Annotated in this window: 14 protein-coding genes and 1 pseudogene; 8 read left to right on the forward strand and 7 right to left on the reverse strand. The window is 73.1% G+C overall.

Going from position 1 to position 16,049, the window contains the following annotated elements:
• Positions 1–6: 6 nt before the first annotated feature.
• Complete coding sequence (locus DEH69_RS16510; protein WP_113687754.1) at positions 7–810, reverse strand: SGNH/GDSL hydrolase family protein; 804 nt, start codon at positions 808–810, stop codon at positions 7–9.
• 259 nt (positions 811–1,069) lie between these two features.
• On the opposite strand from DEH69_RS16510, the gene DEH69_RS16515 reads away from it, so the two are divergent.
• Complete coding sequence (locus DEH69_RS16515; RefSeq protein ID WP_113687755.1) at positions 1,070–4,021, forward strand: glycoside hydrolase family 2 TIM barrel-domain containing protein; 2,952 nt, start codon at positions 1,070–1,072, stop codon at positions 4,019–4,021.
• Positions 4,022–4,069: 48 nt separating this feature from the next.
• Here DEH69_RS16515 and DEH69_RS16520 read toward each other — a convergent pair whose 3' ends face one another.
• The 3 genes and pseudogenes from DEH69_RS16520 to DEH69_RS16530 form a co-directional block, all read right to left on the reverse strand.
• A complete protein-coding gene (locus DEH69_RS16520; RefSeq protein WP_258534715.1) occupies positions 4,070–4,882 on the reverse strand; it encodes an SAM-dependent methyltransferase in 813 nt (270 codons plus the stop codon).
• An 85-nt stretch (positions 4,883–4,967) separates the two neighbouring features.
• Positions 4,968–5,201 (reverse strand): annotated as a pseudogene (locus DEH69_RS16525) (DUF397 domain-containing protein); the annotation flags it as partial.
• Positions 5,202–5,204: 3 nt separating this feature from the next.
• Entirely contained in the window at positions 5,205–6,059 is an 855-nt protein-coding gene (locus tag DEH69_RS16530; RefSeq protein WP_258534716.1) for a helix-turn-helix transcriptional regulator, read from the reverse strand.
• Positions 6,060–6,235: 176 nt separating this feature from the next.
• On the opposite strand from DEH69_RS16530, the gene DEH69_RS16535 reads away from it, so the two are divergent.
• The gene (locus DEH69_RS16535; protein WP_113687757.1) at positions 6,236–6,664 is read left to right on the forward strand and encodes an ATP-binding protein; all 429 of its coding nucleotides are present in this window, start codon (positions 6,236–6,238) and stop codon (positions 6,662–6,664) included.
• A 67-nt stretch (positions 6,665–6,731) separates the two neighbouring features.
• Here the strand turns inward: DEH69_RS16535 and DEH69_RS16540 are convergent, their stop codons facing one another.
• Together DEH69_RS16540 and DEH69_RS16545 are read right to left on the reverse strand one after the other, a co-directional pair.
• Positions 6,732–7,970, reverse strand: a complete 1,239-nt coding sequence (locus DEH69_RS16540; RefSeq protein ID WP_147255629.1) for an MFS transporter — start codon at positions 7,968–7,970, stop codon at positions 6,732–6,734.
• 61 nt (positions 7,971–8,031) lie between these two features.
• Positions 8,032–8,520 carry a YbaK/EbsC family protein gene (locus DEH69_RS16545; RefSeq protein ID WP_113687759.1) on the reverse strand — a complete coding sequence of 163 codons (489 nt, stop codon included), beginning with the start codon at positions 8,518–8,520 and terminating at the stop codon, positions 8,032–8,034.
• 78 nt (positions 8,521–8,598) lie between these two features.
• Between DEH69_RS16545 and DEH69_RS16550 the strand changes: the two genes are divergently transcribed.
• The 5 genes from DEH69_RS16550 to DEH69_RS16570 all read left to right on the forward strand — a co-directional run bounded on the left by DEH69_RS16550 (position 8,599) and on the right by DEH69_RS16570 (position 13,214).
• Positions 8,599–9,588: a TerC family protein gene (locus tag DEH69_RS16550; protein ID WP_113687760.1), complete on the forward strand. Its 990-nt coding sequence runs from the start codon at positions 8,599–8,601 to the stop codon at positions 9,586–9,588.
• 112 nt (positions 9,589–9,700) lie between these two features.
• Positions 9,701–9,985, forward strand: a complete 285-nt coding sequence (locus DEH69_RS16555; protein WP_113687761.1) for a hypothetical protein — start codon at positions 9,701–9,703, stop codon at positions 9,983–9,985.
• 1 nt (position 9,986) lies between these two features.
• Positions 9,987–11,186, forward strand: coding sequence for an ROK family protein (locus DEH69_RS16560; protein ID WP_113687762.1), 1,200 nt, complete (start codon positions 9,987–9,989; stop codon positions 11,184–11,186).
• Positions 11,187–11,257: 71 nt separating this feature from the next.
• Positions 11,258–12,055 carry an alpha/beta fold hydrolase gene (locus tag DEH69_RS16565; protein WP_113687763.1) on the forward strand — a complete coding sequence of 266 codons (798 nt, stop codon included), beginning with the start codon at positions 11,258–11,260 and terminating at the stop codon, positions 12,053–12,055.
• 229 nt (positions 12,056–12,284) lie between these two features.
• Positions 12,285–13,214 carry a DMT family transporter gene (locus DEH69_RS16570; protein WP_113687764.1) on the forward strand — a complete coding sequence of 310 codons (930 nt, stop codon included), beginning with the start codon at positions 12,285–12,287 and terminating at the stop codon, positions 13,212–13,214.
• A 107-nt stretch (positions 13,215–13,321) separates the two neighbouring features.
• Here the strand turns inward: DEH69_RS16570 and xylA are convergent, their stop codons facing one another.
• The gene (gene xylA, locus DEH69_RS16575; RefSeq protein ID WP_113687765.1) at positions 13,322–14,494 is read right to left on the reverse strand and encodes a xylose isomerase; all 1,173 of its coding nucleotides are present in this window, start codon (positions 14,492–14,494) and stop codon (positions 13,322–13,324) included.
• 113 nt (positions 14,495–14,607) lie between these two features.
• Here xylA and xylB point away from each other — a divergent pair, with 113 nt between their 5' ends.
• Complete coding sequence (xylB, locus tag DEH69_RS16580; RefSeq protein ID WP_113687766.1) at positions 14,608–16,041, forward strand: xylulokinase; 1,434 nt, start codon at positions 14,608–14,610, stop codon at positions 16,039–16,041.
• Positions 16,042–16,049: the final 8 nt, after the last annotated feature.

Below are 16,049 nucleotides of genomic sequence, written 5' to 3' on the forward strand. Positions count from 1 at the left end.
GCGAGGTCAGGCCAGTGACTCCATCACCGCGTAGTAACCGCCCGACTGCCCGGCGGCGTTGGGGTGGTACGAGTCGACGACCGGCAGCGTCGTGCTGTTGAGCCACTCGTCGCCCGAGCAGATCTCGTGCCCGGTGAACGCGGGCCGCACGTCGCCGTACGCGAAGCCGTGACCGGCCGCCGCCGCGCTGGTGACCTCGTGCAGCGCGTCCGCGGCGCTGTTGATGGCGGCCCGCGACTCCTCGCTGATGCCGAACGCGCAGTCGCCGTCCAGCTGGTAGATGCGCGGGTAACCGAGCACGACCACCTGGGCGTTGGGGGCGCCGCCGCTGATCGCGCCGTACACGGCGTCGAGCCGTCCCGGCAGGTCGGCGTTGATGAACGACGTGGCGGTGCCCACCGCGGACAGGCACGCGTCGGTGCCCTGGAGGACACAGGTCGTCATCACGTCGGCGAACCCGGCGTCGTTGCCGCCGATGCTGATGCTGACGAGGGTGGTCGCCGCGTCGAGCGACCCGAGCTGGCTGTCGAGGACGTCGGCGGTGGTCGCGCCGGAGCAGGCGGGAAAGGCGAACGACGTGGGGGCGTTCGCGGCGGCCCACAGCTCCGGGTAGGCGACGGTGCTGCGGCGGCAGTCGCCGCTGGCCTCGTCGTAGCTTCCGGCACCGACGCCGGAGGAGTAGGAGTCGCCCAGGGCCACATACTCGACGGCGGCGGCCTCCTGGGCCGTTGCCGACGCGGGGCCGAGGGCTGACACGCCGATGGCGAAGGCCGCGGTGGCGGCCAACGCCAGGGAGCGGCGCAGCTTCATGGAATCTCCCGTTGGGGTTGGGGGGACTGGTGGTGCAAGGGCGCCTTACCCCAGGCAAGTTATGTCCATGCCAAGGACGTTACGGATTCATGAACGAGAACGACGGGGCGCGGGCGAGGTATCGGCCTCCCCGGTCGCGCCCTCGGCTTTCAGAAGGGGTTGTCCGAAGCCGCGGACCGATCTAGCGTGATCAAACAACGGGGCACAGATATCAACATCACGGAAGCCCCCGCTCGCTCCCGCACGCCAGAGGAGATCCATGGACACCCGGCCCGAGGACGCCCGGCTCCCCTACTACGAGGACCCGTCCCCCGGCAGCGGGACGCTGCCCGCCCGCGCCTGGTACGCCACTTCCGACGCCGCACGGCTCTCCCTCGGCGGCCCCTGGGCCTTCCGCCTGTCCGCCACCGCCGAGGGCGCCGACACCGCCTTCGTCCAGGACGAGGCCGACACCGCGGACTGGCAGGAGGTCACCGTCCCTGGCCACTGGGTCCTCCAGGGGCACGGCGCCCCCGCCTACACCAACGTCCGCTACCCCTTCCCCATCGACCCGCCCCGCGTCCCCGCCGAGAACCCCACGGGCGACCACCGCCACGTCTTCGACCTGCCCGAGCGCTGGCCCACCGACGGCGAGGCGGTCCTGCGCTTCGACGGCGTGGAGTCCTGCGCCCGCGTCTGGCTCAACGGCCGCGAGCTCGGCACGTTCCAAGGCAGCCGCCTGCCCCACGAGTTCGCCGTCGGCGACCTGCTGCGCCGCGAGGGCAACGTCCTGGCCGTCCGCGTCCACCAGTGGTCCGCGGGCAGCTACCTCGAGGACCAGGACATGTGGTGGCTGCCCGGCATCTTCCGCGACGTCACCCTCCTGCACCGCCCCGAGCACTCCCCCGCCGACTTCACCGTCCACGCCGGATACGACCACACCACGGGCCAGGGCACCCTGCGCGTGGACTGCGTGCCGGGCGGCCGGATCACCGTCCCCGAGCTCGGCCTCGACCTGCCCACCGGCGAGGAACGCACCCTGCCCGTCGAGCCCTGGACGGCCGAAACCCCCCGCCTCTACCAGGCCGAGCTGGCCACCGAGGGCGAACGCATCCCCCTGCGCGTCGGCTTCCGCACCCTCACCCTCGAGGACGGCCTGTTCAAGGCCAACGGCCGCCGCATCCTCTTTCGCGGCGTCAACCGCCACGAGTTCCACCCCGAGACCGGCCGCGCCCTGGACCTGGACACCATGCGGCGCGACATCCTCCTGATGAAGCAGCACAACATCAACGCCGTCCGCACCAGCCACTACCCCCCGCACCCCGCCTTCCTCGACCTGTGCGACGAGCTGGGCCTGTGGGTCATCGACGAGTGCGACCTGGAGACCCACGGCTTCTGCGAGCTGGAGGACTGGCGCGGCAACCCCGTGGCCGACGACCGCTTCACCCCCGCCCTGCTCGACCGCGCCCGGCGTATGGTCGAACGCGACAAGAACCACCCCTCGGTCGTCATCTGGTCCCTGGGCAACGAGTGCGGCTCAGGCCCTGGCCTCTCCGCCATGGCGCGCTGGATCCGCGAACGCGACCCCTCGCGCGCCGTGCACTACGAGAACGACCGCGCGTGCCCCGACAGCGACTTCTACTCGCGCATGTACGCCTCGCACGAGGAGGTCGAGCTGATCGGGCGGCGCGCCGAGGACCCGCTGCCCGACCCCGAGGCGGACGCGCGCCGGCGCGCGCTCCCGTTCATCCTGTGCGAGTACGCCCACGCCATGGGCAACGGACCCGGCGGACTGAGCGAGTACCAGCGGCTGTTCGAGACCCATGAACGCCTCCAGGGGGGCTTCGTGTGGGAGTGGATCGACCATGGCCTGCCCAAGCGCACCGAGGACGGGCGGCCCTACTTCGCCTACGGCGGCGACTTCGGAGAAGAGCTGCACGACGGCAACTTCGTGTGCGACGGCCTCCTCTTCCCCGATCGCACGCCCTCCCCCGGACTCGTCGAGTACAAGAAGGTCATCGAGCCGGTGCACATCACCGGCGACCCGGAGCTCGGCACCGTCGCCCTCACCAACGGACACGACTTCGCCGATCTCTCCCACCTCGCGTTCACCTGGACCTATGAGATCGACGGCGAACGCGTCGCCGAGGGGGAGTTGAAGGTGCCGGCGCTCGCGCCCGGCGCGTCCGCCGAGCTCGCGCTCCCCGAGCGCCCCGCGAGCGACCTGCCGGGGGAGGCGGTGTGGACCGTGCGCGCGACGCTGGCCCGCACCCTGCCCTGGGCCGCCGAGGGCCACCTCGTCGCCTGGGGACAGCTCCAGGTCCCCGGCACGGCGACGCCGCCCGAGCGCCGGCGCGGCACGGGGGCGCTCGTCGCTCCCGCGCGCGCCGACGAGGGCATCGCGCTCGGCCCCGGCGTCTTCGACCCCTCGACCGGCGCCCTCACCCGGCTCGGCGGCCTGGCCATCGACGCGCCGCCGCGCCTCGACGTGTGGCGCGCGCCGACCGACAACGACCTGGGCGCGTCCTGGCAGTCCGACGCGCGGCACGGCCTGCGCTGGCAGGAGATCGGCCTGCACCGGATGCGCCACCGCGTCGACGCCGTGGACGCCGAAGGCGACGCGCTCACCGTGCGCACCAGGGTCGCCCCGGCCGCGACCGATCTGGGGCTGCTCACCGACTACCGGTGGACGGCGGCCGAGGACGAGCTGCGGCTGACCGTCACCGTCACCCCCCAGGGCGACTGGCCCTGCCCACTGCCACGCCTGGGCCTGCTGCTCGGGCTGCCCGCCGCCCACAGGCTCGCCCGCTGGTTCGGCGGCGGCCCTGGCGAGGCTTACCCCGACACCCGCGCGGCCGCCGCGCTCGGCCGCTACGAGCTGCCCGTCGACGCCATGCAGACGCCCTATGTCCGGCCGCAGGAGAACGGCGCCCGCGCGGACGTCCGCTGGGCCGAGCTGCGCACCGACGACGGCCACGGCCTGCGGGTGACGGCGGATCCCGAGCCGTTCTGGCTCACCGCGCGCCGCTGGACGAGCGCGGAGCTGCACGCCGCCGAGCACACGCCCGACCTGGTGCCGGGCGACACGGTGTGGCTCACCCTCGACCACGCCCAGCACGGCATCGGCAGCCAGTCTTGCGGCCCCGGCCCGCTGCCCCAGTACCACCTGATCGCCGCCCCGGCCCGCTTCTCGCTTGCGTTCTCCGAGGTGACGGGAGGGGCGGGGGCCTGAGGGACGCCGTTCGGGCGGCCCCCCGGCCGCCCGAACGGCGAGCGTTCCTCAGCGCTTGACGCCAACCGCGCAGTAGAAGCCGAGGCCGCGCAGCATCGGGTCGTCGGGCACCGGCGCCTCGGGCGCCCAGAACGGCGGCTGCACCAGCCCCGGCGGGTCGATCAGGTCGAAGCCGTCGAAGAACGACAGGATCTCCGCCCTGCTCCGCAGCGCCAGCGTCGAGGTGGAGCCGCGGTAGACCTCGCCGACGGCGGCAAGCCGCTCGGGCGGGTGCAGGTCACGGGTGCCATGGCTGAGCACGAGGCAACTGCCGGGCGCCAGCGGCTCGGTGAGCGCCTTGACCAGGCCCTTGGGGTCGGCGGAGTCATCGATGAAGTGCAGGATCGCGACCAGCAGGAGGGCCGTGGGCTGCTCGAAGTCGATCAGGTCGGCGATCGCCGGGTGCTCGATGACGGCCTTGGGGTCGCGCAGGTCGGCGAGGGCGAACGCGGCGCTCCCGTCGTTGACGAGCTTGGCGCCCGCGTAGGTGCTGACGATCGGGTCGTTGTCGACATAGGCGACGCGCACGTCGGGGTCGACGGCGCGGGCGATCTCATGGGTGTTCGGCGACGTGGGTATGCCCGTGCCGACGTCGATGATCTGGCGTATCCCGCGCCGGGTGATGGCCTGGGTCGCCCGGTGCATGAAGCTTCGGTTCTCCCGGGCGGCGAGCCTGATGTCGGGGAGCAGCTCGATGACGCGCTCGGCCGCCACCCGGTCCACCTCGTAGTTGTCCTGACCGCCGAGGTAGTAGTCGTACATCCGCGCCGGGTGCGCCCTGCTCGTGTCGATCTGCTCGGCCGAGAAGCCCTCTTCACTCACACCCTGCTCCGTCTCTGTGCCCGTGACCTACCGGCACGGTGTCCGTCCCCCCGTGGACGGGCACCGTGCCGGTCCCCCCTGACCTGGCGAGAAGGAAGTCCGCCTCGCCCGACTTGACCCCCTGGATGAAGTGCTGGATCTCGTGGACCGTGCAGATCAACGCGGGCCCGTCGGGGTCCGTCGACTGGCGGAGCGCCACCCTGCCGTCGTGCAGCCGCATCGCCTCGATGCAGCTGCCGCCGTTCCCCCCGCTCCAGGGCTTCCGCCAGCCCTCCACGCCCAACTGCGTAGCGGGCATGCCGTTGTAGACGCGATCCATGGCTCAGATCTCCTTACGAATCCCACTGAGGATTGCCTCGGTGCGGTGTACGGGCGCGGCCTGCGCGCACATGCGGTCCAGTGCCTCCCTGAAGGCCGACACGTCGTCACGCTGGTCGAAGTAGGCGGCGCCGACGAGGTTCTCCGCGCAAACGACGTCGGAGAGCTCGGCGAGCGGGAAGCGGAAGAGGTGGAACGGCCCGTACATCGCCGGGTGCAGCCCGGCGGAGAACGGCATGATCTGGAGTCTGACGTGCGGCGCCGACGCCACGGAGTCGATCAGGTGGGTGATCTGCGCGCGCATCACGCCGGGGCGGCCGATGGGCCTGCGGAGCACGGTCTCGTCGAGCACGACCCAGAGCAGCGGCGGCTGCTTGCGGGCCAGCAGCTCCTGGCGGGCGAGGCGCAGCGCCACGAGCCTGTCGATCTCGTTCGCGTGCGCGTGCGGCATCCCGGCGCGCAGGACGCTGGCGGCGTATGCCTCGGTCTGGAGGAGCCCGGGGACGTAGTGCGGCTCGTACGCGCGGATCTGGTCGGCCTCGGCCTCAAGGCTGACGAACGCGGAGAACCACTCGGGCAGGACGTCGCGGTAACGGTGCCACCAGCCGGGCCTGTTGGCCTCGCGGACGAGGTCGAGGAAGGCGTCGACCTCCTGCGGGTCGGTGACCCCGTAGACGCGGAGAAGCTTCTCCACATAGGGCACCTTGAGCCCGACTTGGGCCTTCTCCATCCGCCGGATCGTGGCATGTGTCACATCGAGGGCCCTGCCGGCCTCCTCGAAGGAGATCCCGGCGGCGTCCCTCAGGTCCTGGAGACGCCGCCCCAGGACGAGCCGCAGGACGGTGGCCGCGCCGCTCACCTGTCCTCCTGCCACCGTCACCCCCTCGACCGCCGCTTTTTCCAAGGAGTCTGTCATGCCGTCAGCGGCCGCGACAGACTGCATCGGTGATTCTGCAATTTGCAGGTTGGCTCTTGCCGGATGAGACGGCCACCCAGCACAGTGGTGTCGTGGCTTCCTCCTCGCACGCTCAGCCCATGACGCGGCCCGCGTCCGCCGTGCTGACGCACGGGCATCTGCGGTTCAGGCTGCCCGCCGTGGACACATCGGCCGCGGAGGCGCGTCGCCTCACGCGTCGGCAGCTGAGGCAGTGGCGCGCGCCCGTCGAAGCGTGTGACAACGCCCAGCTGGTGATCTCCGAGCTGGTCACCAACGCGCTGCGGCACACCGAGAGCGAGAGCGTCGGCTGCGAGCTGCGGATCCTGGGGCCGCTGCTCAGGGTCGCCGTCGCGAGCGACGGGATGGGCCCGCGGCACGCGCCGCGCCAGGCGGGGGAGGACGAGGAGGGCGGCCGGGGCCTGCTGCTCGTGTGCGCCCTGGCGACGGTGTGGGGCGTGCGGCCAAGGGAGGCCGAGCCGGGGCATGTGGTGTGGGCGGATCTGCCGCTCGACGGCACGAAGGTCTGAACGCCGAGGGTTCAACGCGAGGGCCGAACGGGCCGCGCGCCGCCGGTCGTTCAGGCGGCGCGGTCGTTCAGGCGGCGCGGTCGAGCCGGGGGGCGGCGAACTCCCGCAGCAGGCGCCTTCCGAGGGCGCCGATGACCAGCGCGCCCCAGCCGCACGCCAGCGTGAACGCGTAGCCCAAGCGCGCCCCGTGGGCCTCGATCACGAGACCGGCCGCCAGCACCCCGAGTGCCCTGCCGAGGCCCACCGCGGTGGAGAGCCAGGCCATCCCCTCGGTCAGCGACTCGGCGGGCACGCCCTGCCTGACCAGGCTGTACCCGGCGATGATGGTGGGCGCGATCAGCAGCCCCGAGAAGAACGAGTAGGTCCACAGCCAGCCCACGCCCGGCATGGCCCACAGCGGGCCGACGCCCAGCACCACGGCGGCGATGGCGAGCAGGAAGCGGCGGTCCAGCGGCATCGACCACTCGCGCGCGCCGTACCACAGGCCGCCCACGGCGCTGCCGAGCGCGTAGGTGGCCATGACGGCGCCGACCTGCCACGGCGAGCCGAACTCCTCGATGAACGCCAGCGTGCTCACCTCCCAGCCCGCGAACATCGCCGCGGTGCACACGTACACCCCGCACATCAGCCGCAGGCCAGGCACGGCCATGGCGCGGGCGCCGGTGCCCCGCACCGGGAGCACCGGGGGCTCGGTCCCGCGCTGGGCGGCGAGCAGCAGGCTGCCGAGCACGCCGAAGACGGTGACGGTCGCGACGCCCCACACCGGGTGGATCAGCACGAGCCCCGTGACCAGGAGCGGGCCGACGACGAAGATCATCTCGTCGGCGACCGACTCGAACGAGTAGGACGTCGTCAGCAGCGTCCCGCTGGGGTCACGGCCCGCGAGATGGCTCCATCGCGCGCGCACGAGTGCGCTGAGCGGCGGCATCAGCGCGCCGAACGCCGCACCCGCGGCGAACAGCGCCCACACCGGGGCGTCGAGCTGGGCGGCGAGGACGAACAGCGTTCCCGCGGCGCCGAATCCGACGGCCAGCGGGCGCAGCACCGGGCGCTGGCCGAAGCGGTCGATGAGATAGCCGAGTCGGGGTACGACGAGCGCGTAGCAGAGCGCCCCGCCCGAGGCGATGGCGCCCGCGGTGGCATAGCTGTCGGTGACATGGGTCACCAGCAGCACGATGCTCAGGGAGAGCGTCGCCATGGGCAGGCGGCCGATCATGCTGGCCGCGATGAAGCCCCTGGCCCCCGGTACGGCGAAGACTTGGCGGTAGACGCGCAGGCCGGACGCGCCGGAGGCAGAGGGATCCACGAGGGACGATGATGCCCGCCCGCGGGGAGCCGGGGCATCCGGTTTTCCCCGCGCTCCCGGGTCACTCCCCGTGTTCGGCCACGTCCGCGATGACGGCCCCGGCGTGGGCGATCAGGGTGGCAGGGGGGAGCGGGAAGACGGTGTGGGCGGTGCCAGCGGCGGCCCACACCGTGTCGTGGGCCAGCAGCCCGCGGTCGGCCAGGGCGCGCAGGGCGGTGACCTGGCCGAACGGCGGCACGCCGCCGATCGCGTACCCGGTGACCGCGCGCACGGTGTCGGCGTCTGCGCGGCGGACGCGGGCGGCGCCGAGCTCGCCGCGGACCAACTCGGTGTCCACCCGGGACGCGCCGTTCATCAGGACCAGAATCGGTTCCTTATCTGCCTCGAACACCAGCGACTTTACTATTTGATTAAGCTTGCACCCGAGCGCCTGGGCCGCCTGTGCCGCGGTACGGGTCGCCTCGGAGAAGGCGCGTATCTCCACGCCGTCGAGCCCTCGTTCCGCGAGGGCGGCGGCGAATCGGGGGTGCGCGCTGGTGGAAGCGGTCATGGAGGGGGACCCTAGCGCCCGCCCTCCACGCCGTGCCAAGGCAGTTCCCGTGACACACGTCGGATGACCGGAGGAACAGTGGACGTCTCCTTGACCATGTGGCTACTCACGGTGGCGGTGCTCTGCGCGCTGATCGCCGTCGACTTCTTCTTCGGGCGCAAGCCCCACGAAGTGTCGCTCAAGGAGGCCGGTACATGGTCCGCCATCTGGATCGCCCTGGCCGTGCTGTTCGGCATCGGCCTGTTGATCTTCGAAGGCGGCACGCCCAGCGGTGAGTTCTTCGCCGGTTATGTCACGGAGAAGTCCCTCAGTGTGGACAACCTCTTCGTGTTCGTGCTGATCATGACCAAGTTCGCCGTTCCCGCGAAGTACCAGTCGCGGGTGCTGTTCGTGGGCGTGCTGATCGCGCTCGTGCTGCGTGGCCTGTTCATCGCGGCGGGCGCCGCGCTGATCGCGTCGTTCTCCTGGGTGTTCTACATCTTTGGCGCGTTCCTCATCTGGACCGCCTGGAAGTTGATCAAGGAGGCGCAGTCCGACGAGGAGGACGAGTACGAGGAGAACCGCTTCCTGAAGATGGTCGAGAGGCGCTTCCCGACCACCGACCGGTACCACGGCACCAAGATGGTGATCAAGGAGAACGGCCGCCGGCTGATCACCCCCATGCTGATCGTGATGCTGGCCATCGGCAGCACGGACATCCTCTTCGCGCTCGACTCGATCCCCGCGATCTACGGCCTGACCGAGGACCCCTACATCGTCTTCACCGCCAACGCCTTCGCGCTGATGGGCCTGCGGCAGCTCTACTTCCTGATCGGCGGGCTGCTGAAGAAGCTGGTGCACCTCTCCTACGGGCTGTCGATCATCCTGGGCTTCATCGGCGTGAAGCTGGTGCTGCACGCGCTGCACGAGTCGGGGGTGCACGTGCCCGAGATCAGCACGTCGGTCTCGCTCAGCGTGATCTGCCTCGTGCTCCTGGTGACGACGATCACCAGCCTGCGGGCCAGCCGCAAGGAGCGGGAGAAGGAGAAGGAGGAGGCCGCGTCGAACGCCTCGGAGACATCCTCGTAGTCTCCCTCCGCTCCCGGATTCGGCCGCGGGGGACGCGGAACCACCGCGCCCCCCGCGGCGTTCACCTTGAGACGGAGTGTGCGCACCGACGGAGGACGGAGGGGGCAGGCCCGTGGGGACCGAGCCGAAGGGGCAGGACGGCCCCGAGCGCGACGAGTGGGACGACGTCGTGCTGGACGAGAGCTTCGTGCGGGACGCCGAGGTGCGGGAGCCCACCGCGCGGACCCGCATGCTGAGGGAGCGCTGGAAGGACGGGGGTCCGGCCCCGCAGCCCTGGCGCTCGGACGACCCGCCCGCGGGCTGGATACATGGCGGCGGACGGCGCGCGGAGCGGTCGGCGCGGCAGCGCAAGCGCCGCTGGTTCCGCAGGAAGGGCAAGGACGACGGCGGCGAGTGACGTGCGGGCGACCTCACGGGACATCCGCACGGCGAATCGCTATCGCGTGCTGCGCCAGGCCATCGCCGAGTCCCCCGCGTCGAGGCCCCGCCTCGCGAGGGCGACGGGGCTGAGCCCGGCGACGGTGGCGACCCTGGTCGGCGAGCTGCTCGACCAACGGATGCTCGTGGACGCCGGGTTCGAGGACTCGGGCGGCGGGCGCCCCCGCGGGCTCCTCGCGGTGAACCCCGAAGGGGGCGCGTTGATCGGCGTGGACGTCGCCGAGACCTATGTCCATGTCGAGGTCGTGGATCTCACGCTGCGCACCCTGGCCTGCGCCCACGAGGAGCTGTCGCCTCACGATCACGCGCCCGCCGCGCTGGTCCGCCGCATCGGCGGCGCCGTGCGCGCGGCCACCGCGAGGGCGTCGACCGGGGCGCCGCTGCTCGGCGCGGGCATCAGCATGCCGGGGATGGTGGACCGGGAGGGCGGCGTCTCGGTCTACGCCGCGAACTGGGACTGGCACGACGTCCCGTTGCTCGACCTCCTCTCCGGCGAGGTGCCATCGCCGCTCTATCTGGACAACCCCATGCGGGCCTGCCTGGTCGCCGAGCTGTGGTTCGGCGCGGCCAGCGGGCACGAGGACGCCGTGGTGGTCAACCTCGGGACGGGCGTGGGCGCCGGGCTCGCGCTAGGCGGCGCGCTGCACCGGGGCGCCTCCAACAGCGCGGGCGAGTGGGGCCACACCCAGCTGGTGCTCGACGGGCGGCCCTGCCACTGCGGGCGGCACGGCTGCGTCGAGAGCTATGTGGGCGCCCCCGGCATCATGCGGACGCTGCGCGAGATCGGCGCCGGGAGTCCCCTGCTGAGCGGGGAGGACCAGACGGCCACCGTGGACCTGCTGGCCCGCGCGCACGGCGATGGCGACCCGGTGGCGGCGCGGGTGTTCGCGGAGACCGGCGGCTACCTGGGCGCGGCGCTCGCCGATCTGGTCAATCTCCTGGACCCCGAAGTGATCATCCTGACCGGCTGGGTGGCCAGGGCGCTCGGCGCCCCGCTGCTCGACGAGGCGCGCGCGGCGGTGGCCCGGCACGCGCTGAGCCGCCCGCTGGAAAGCACCGAGATCGTGCTCAGCCCGATCCGGGTCAACCCCGTGAGCCTCGGCGCCGCGACGTTCGCCCTCGAGGGCGCGCTCGCCTCAGTCGGCCACGGCCACGGGTGAGGCACCGGACAGAATCGCCGCGGGGCGAGCCGATCGCGGACCCCGAGGCCGTCGGCGTGAGGAGCCACAGCATGACCGTGCCCGGCGTTTTCCGGCCCGCCGCGGTGGACACCGGCACGCCCCCTGGCGGTGGGGCGCCCTTGCTGCTGCTGCACGGCTGGGGCTGCGACGGCGAGGACTGGGCCGCCCTGCTGCCGCTGCTGAGCCCGCACCACCGGCTGCTCGTGCCCGACCTGCCAGGGCACGGCGGCACACCCGACCGGCCCGATCGCTGCGCGCCCCGCGAGGTGGCGGCCGATCTCGCCGCGTGGCTGCGGGAGAAGGGCACGGGCCCGGTGATCGCGGTCGGCCACTCGATGGGCGGGCAGGTGGCGGGCGCGCTCGCCGTGGAGCACCCGCGCCTCGTGCACTCGGTGGTGACGCTGGCCACGGGGTACGGCGGCGACGGCCCCGACGCGGCGGCCAGGGCCGCGGCGGAGCAGGAGGCGCTGCTGCGGGAGGGCACGGCGTGGGCGGTGCGGGCGCTGGCCGGCAAGTTCGCCGAGGCCACGCCGCCCGCGGTGCGCCGCAGGCACGAGGACCTGCTGGCGGCGATGGACCCCGGGGTGCTGGCCCGCTACCGGGAGGGGATGTATCTGGCGCGGGGGGCGTTCGGGCTGCGGGCGGCGGCCGAGCGGTATCTGCGGCGGCGGCGCTGCCCGGCGCTCGCCGTGCACTCCTCCCCCGCCGCGGCCGCCTGGGAACGCTCGCTGCCCGCGCACACGCGTTCCCGCGTCGTCCTGTGGGAGGGCGCGGGGCACTTTCTGCACGAGGAGCGGCCCGCCGAGCTGGCGCGGCTGCTGCGCTCGTGGTGCTCCCCGGTGGACTGATCGCTCACGTGGACTATCCTGCCGTTCATGGGACCGTCCTACTGGCATACCGTCACTCCGCCGCCGGTCGCCCGCTGAGGGCGCGCGGCGCGACGTTCGCGCTTCGCCGGTCGTTCACGACCTGATGGCCACGGGCCCGCTCCCGCCACGCGGTGAGCCGGGGCCCCACTCGGGCGCGCCCTCCCGCTGAGCCCCTTCCCTCGGAACTCAACGGAGCAGGACCTCCCGTATGTCTTCTTCTTCCCTGTCCTCACCCCTGCCGTCGACCGCCCTCTCCCCGGCGGGAGGGGCGCCCCTGGTGCTGGCCGCCGCCACGCTGTGGGGCACCACGGGCACGGCCGCGCACCTCGCGCCCGAGGCGGCCTCCGCGCTGTCGATAGGCGCCGCCACCATGGGCGTCGGCGGGCTTCTCACCCTCGCCACGGCGGGGCGCTCGGCGCTGGCCGTGCTGCGGGGCGGTGCCGAGGCGCTGCGCTGCGCGCTGCTCGGCGCGCTGTGCGTCGTCGTCTACCCGCTGGCCTTCTACACCTCGATGGCCTGGGCGGGGGTCGCGGTGGGCACGGTGGTCTCCATCGGCAGCGCGCCCGTGGTGGCCGCGCTGCTCGAACGCACCTTTGACGGCGCCCGGTTGACGGGCCGCTGGCTCGGGGCGACGGCCTGCGCCGGCGCGGGCTGCCTCGCGCTGGTCGCGGGCGGACCGGTCGACGGGGGCGGCGACCGGATGGCCGCCGGCGTGGCGCTCGGGCTGCTGACCGGAGCCGCCTACGCGGGCTACGCCTACGCCGGGGCCCGCATCATCAGGCGCGGCCACTCGTCGCGGGCGTCGATGGGCGTGCTGTTCGGGCTGGCCGCGACGGTGCTGCTGCCGCTGATGGCGGCGACGGGCGGGCCGCTGGTGGGCGAGCCGCGCGGCGTGGCCGTCGTCGTCTATCTGGCGGTGGTGCCGATGTGGCTGGCGTATGTGCTGTTCGGCGCGGGCCTCGCCCGGGTGTCGGCGAGTACCGCGACCACGCTGTCGCTGTTCGAGCCGGTGGTGGCCGCGGCGCTCGGGGTCGTGGTGGTCGGCGAGCGGCTCGGCGGCCTCGCGTGGGCCGGGGTGGCCCTCATCGTGGCGGGCCTGGCGCTGATGACGGCCCGCCGCCGCCCCCGCGCCTCCTGACACGTCGTGCGCCCCCGGCCGCGCGAGGCGACCGGGGGCGCACGGCCAGGCCCTTGACCGGGCGAGCTCATGCCCGTGATCCGCCGAACCCGACGCCGGTCACCGGCTCATGGGCGGACGCCCAGGAGGTGGTCCATCGCCAGCTGGTCCAGGGCCTCGAACGCCATGCCGCGCCGACCCGCGGCGTCCGGGTCGAAGTCCTCGAACGCCGAGCGGTCCGCGAGCAGCGCCGCCGCGGTCTCGCCCGGCTCCAGGGTCGGCTTGGCCAGCTCGTCCAGGCGCGAGGCGCGCAGCGCCTCCTGGACGGCAGGGTCGGCGCGGAAGGCGGCGGCGCGCTCCTTGAGGATCAGATAGTTCCGCATGCAGCCGGCGGCTGAGGCCCACACGCCGTCGACGTCCTCGGTGCGCGGCGGCTTGAAGTCGAAGTGCCGCGGGCCCTCGTACCCGGCCGTCTCCAGCAGGTCGACCAGCCAGAACGCCGAGCGCAGGTCACCGGCGCCGAAGCGCAGGTCCTGGTCGTACTTGATGCCGTTCTGCCCGTTGAGGTCGATGTGGAACAGCTTCCCCGCCCACAGCGCCTGGGCGATGCCGTGCGGGAAGTTGAGCCCGGCCATCTGCTCGTGGCCGACCTCGGGGTTGACGCCGAACAGCTCGGGGCGCTCCAGGCGTTCGATGAAGGCGAGGGCATGCCCGACGGTGGGCAGCAGGATGTCGCCGCGCGGCTCGTTCGGCTTGGGCTCCAGGGCGAAGCGCAGCGCGTAGCCCTGGCTGGTGACGTAGTCGGCCAGCAGGTCGAACGCCTCCTTGAACCGGTCGAGGGCGGCGCGCACGTCCTTGGCGCCCCCCGACTCGGCGCCCTCGCGGCCGCCCCAGGCCACATAGGTCTGCGCGCCGAGCTCGGCGGCCAGGTCGATGTTCCGCATGGTCTTGCGGATGGCGTACCTGCGGACGTCGCGGTCGTTGGCCGTGAAGGCGCCGTCCTTGAAGACCGGGTGGTTGAAGAGGTTGGTTGTGGCCATGGGGACGACCATGCCGGTGGCGTCAAGGGCCTGCCTGAAGCGCTTGATGTGGCCGTCGCGCTCGCTCTCCGACGCGCCGAACGGGATCAGGTCGTCGTCGTGGAAGGTGACGCCGTGGGCGCCGAGCTCCGAGAGACGGGTGACCGACTCCACCGGGTCGAGGGCGGGGCGGGTGGCGTCACCGAACGGGTCGCGGCCCTGCCAGCCGACGGTCCACAGACCGAAGGTGAACTTGTCCGCGGGAGTGGGCTGGAATGACATGGCTGCTCCTCGGCTCCCAGTATTTCGTCATGGCCGTTGACAAATTAGTATGCACGAGCCCCCTGGGGAAGTCCCCCGACCGCCGCGCACCACCCGCAGAGAGGACCGCGCCCATGGCCGCACCGGAAGGACCCCTCGTCATCGGCGTGGACAGCTCCACGCAGTCCACCAAGGTCCTGGTCGTGGACACCGCGACCGGCGCCGTGGTGGCGCGCGGGCAGGCCCCGCACGTGGTGACCGCCGAGCACGACAGCGACCCCGAGCAGTGGTGGTCGGCGCTCGTCGAGGCCGTCGAACAGTGCGGCCCGGTCGCGCGGCAGGCCGCCGCCATCTCGGTCGCGGGCCAGCAGCACGGCCTGGTCGCCCTCGGCGCCGAAGGCCGCCCGGTGCGCAACGCCCTGCTGTGGAACGACACCCGCTCGGCGCCGCAGCGCGACCGGCTGATCGAGGAGCTGGGCGGGCCCGGGGTGTGGGCGGAGCGGACCGGCAGCGTCCCCGCGCCGTCGTTCACGGTGACCAAGTGGGCCTGGCTGCGGGAGAACGAGCCCGAGGCGGCCGCCGCCACCCGTGCCGTCCGCCTCCCGCACGACTACCTGACCGGGCGGCTCACCGGGCAGGGCGTGACCGGTGGCACGACCGACCGGGGCGACGCCTCGGGAAGCGGCTGGTGGTCGTCCGACACCGAGAGCTACGACGAGGCGATCCTGTCCCATGTCGGCCTCGACCCCGCCCTGTTGCCCCGCGTGGTGGCCTCGGGCGAGGCCGCGGGGACGGTCGCCTCGGGACTGCCGCTGCCCGAGGGGATCCTGGTCGCGGGGGGCACGGGCGACAACATGGCGGGCGCCCTCGGGCTCGGCCTCGGCCCTGGCCGCCCGGTGCTCAGCCTGGGCACTTCGGGCACCGTCTACACCGTCTCCGAACGCCGGGCCACCGACGCGAGCGGCATCGTCGCGGGCTTCGCCGACGCGCGAGACGACTGGCTGCCGCTGGCCTGCACCCTGAACTGCACGCAGGCCGTGGACCGTTTCGCCGCGCTCCTCGGCCTTGACCGCGAGGCCGTCGAGCCGGGCGGCTCCGCCGTGGTGCTGCCGTTCCTCGACGGCGAGCGGACGCCCGACCTGCCGTACGCGTCGGGCCTCGTGCACGGGCTGCGGCACGGGACCACCCGCGGGCAGCTGCTCCAAGCCGCCTACGACGGCGCGGTGTTCGCCCTGCTGCGCGCCCTCGACCTGGTGCTCGACGACACCGCGGACACCTCGGAGCCGATCCTGCTGATCGGCGGCGGCGCCCGGGGCACCGCGTGGCGCGAGACCGTGCGCCGCCTCTCGGGCCGCCCGGTGAAGGTGCCGGTCGCCGACGAGCTGGTCGCCCTTGGCGCCGCGGCCCAGGCCGCGGGCCTGCTCATCGGCCGCGACCCGGCCGCGGTCGCCCGGGACTGGGAGACCACCGCGGGCTCGAGCCACGGCGCGGTCGAACGGGACGACGACGCGCTCGCCCGCCTCGACGCCACGCTGCACGACGCCGACGCGCTGCTGCGGCAGCGCTGAGGCGCGCC

It is taken from the genome of Streptomyces sp. PT12, from assembly GCF_003311645.1.
In the GTDB taxonomy this organism is placed as follows: domain Bacteria; phylum Actinomycetota; class Actinomycetes; order Streptomycetales; family Streptomycetaceae; genus Streptomyces.

Excerpts from the sequence above, each read along its gene's own strand:
- DEH69_RS16510 (WP_113687754.1), bottom strand. The coding sequence starts at position 810 with ATGAAGCTGCGCCGCTCCCTGGCGTTGGCCGCCACCGCGGCCTTCGCC.
- DEH69_RS16515 (WP_113687755.1), top strand. The coding sequence starts at position 1,070 with ATGGACACCCGGCCCGAGGACGCCCGGCTCCCCTACTACGAGGACCCG.
- DEH69_RS16535 (WP_113687757.1), top strand. The coding sequence starts at position 6,236 with ATGACGCGGCCCGCGTCCGCCGTGCTGACGCACGGGCATCTGCGGTTC.
- xylB (WP_113687766.1), top strand. The coding sequence starts at position 14,608 with ATGGCCGCACCGGAAGGACCCCTCGTCATCGGCGTGGACAGCTCCACG.
- DEH69_RS16545 (WP_113687759.1), bottom strand. The coding sequence starts at position 8,520 with ATGACCGCTTCCACCAGCGCGCACCCCCGATTCGCCGCCGCCCTCGCG.
- DEH69_RS16565 (WP_113687763.1), top strand. The coding sequence starts at position 11,258 with ATGACCGTGCCCGGCGTTTTCCGGCCCGCCGCGGTGGACACCGGCACG.
- DEH69_RS16570 (WP_113687764.1), top strand. The coding sequence starts at position 12,285 with ATGTCTTCTTCTTCCCTGTCCTCACCCCTGCCGTCGACCGCCCTCTCC.
- xylA (WP_113687765.1), bottom strand. The coding sequence starts at position 14,494 with ATGTCATTCCAGCCCACTCCCGCGGACAAGTTCACCTTCGGTCTGTGG.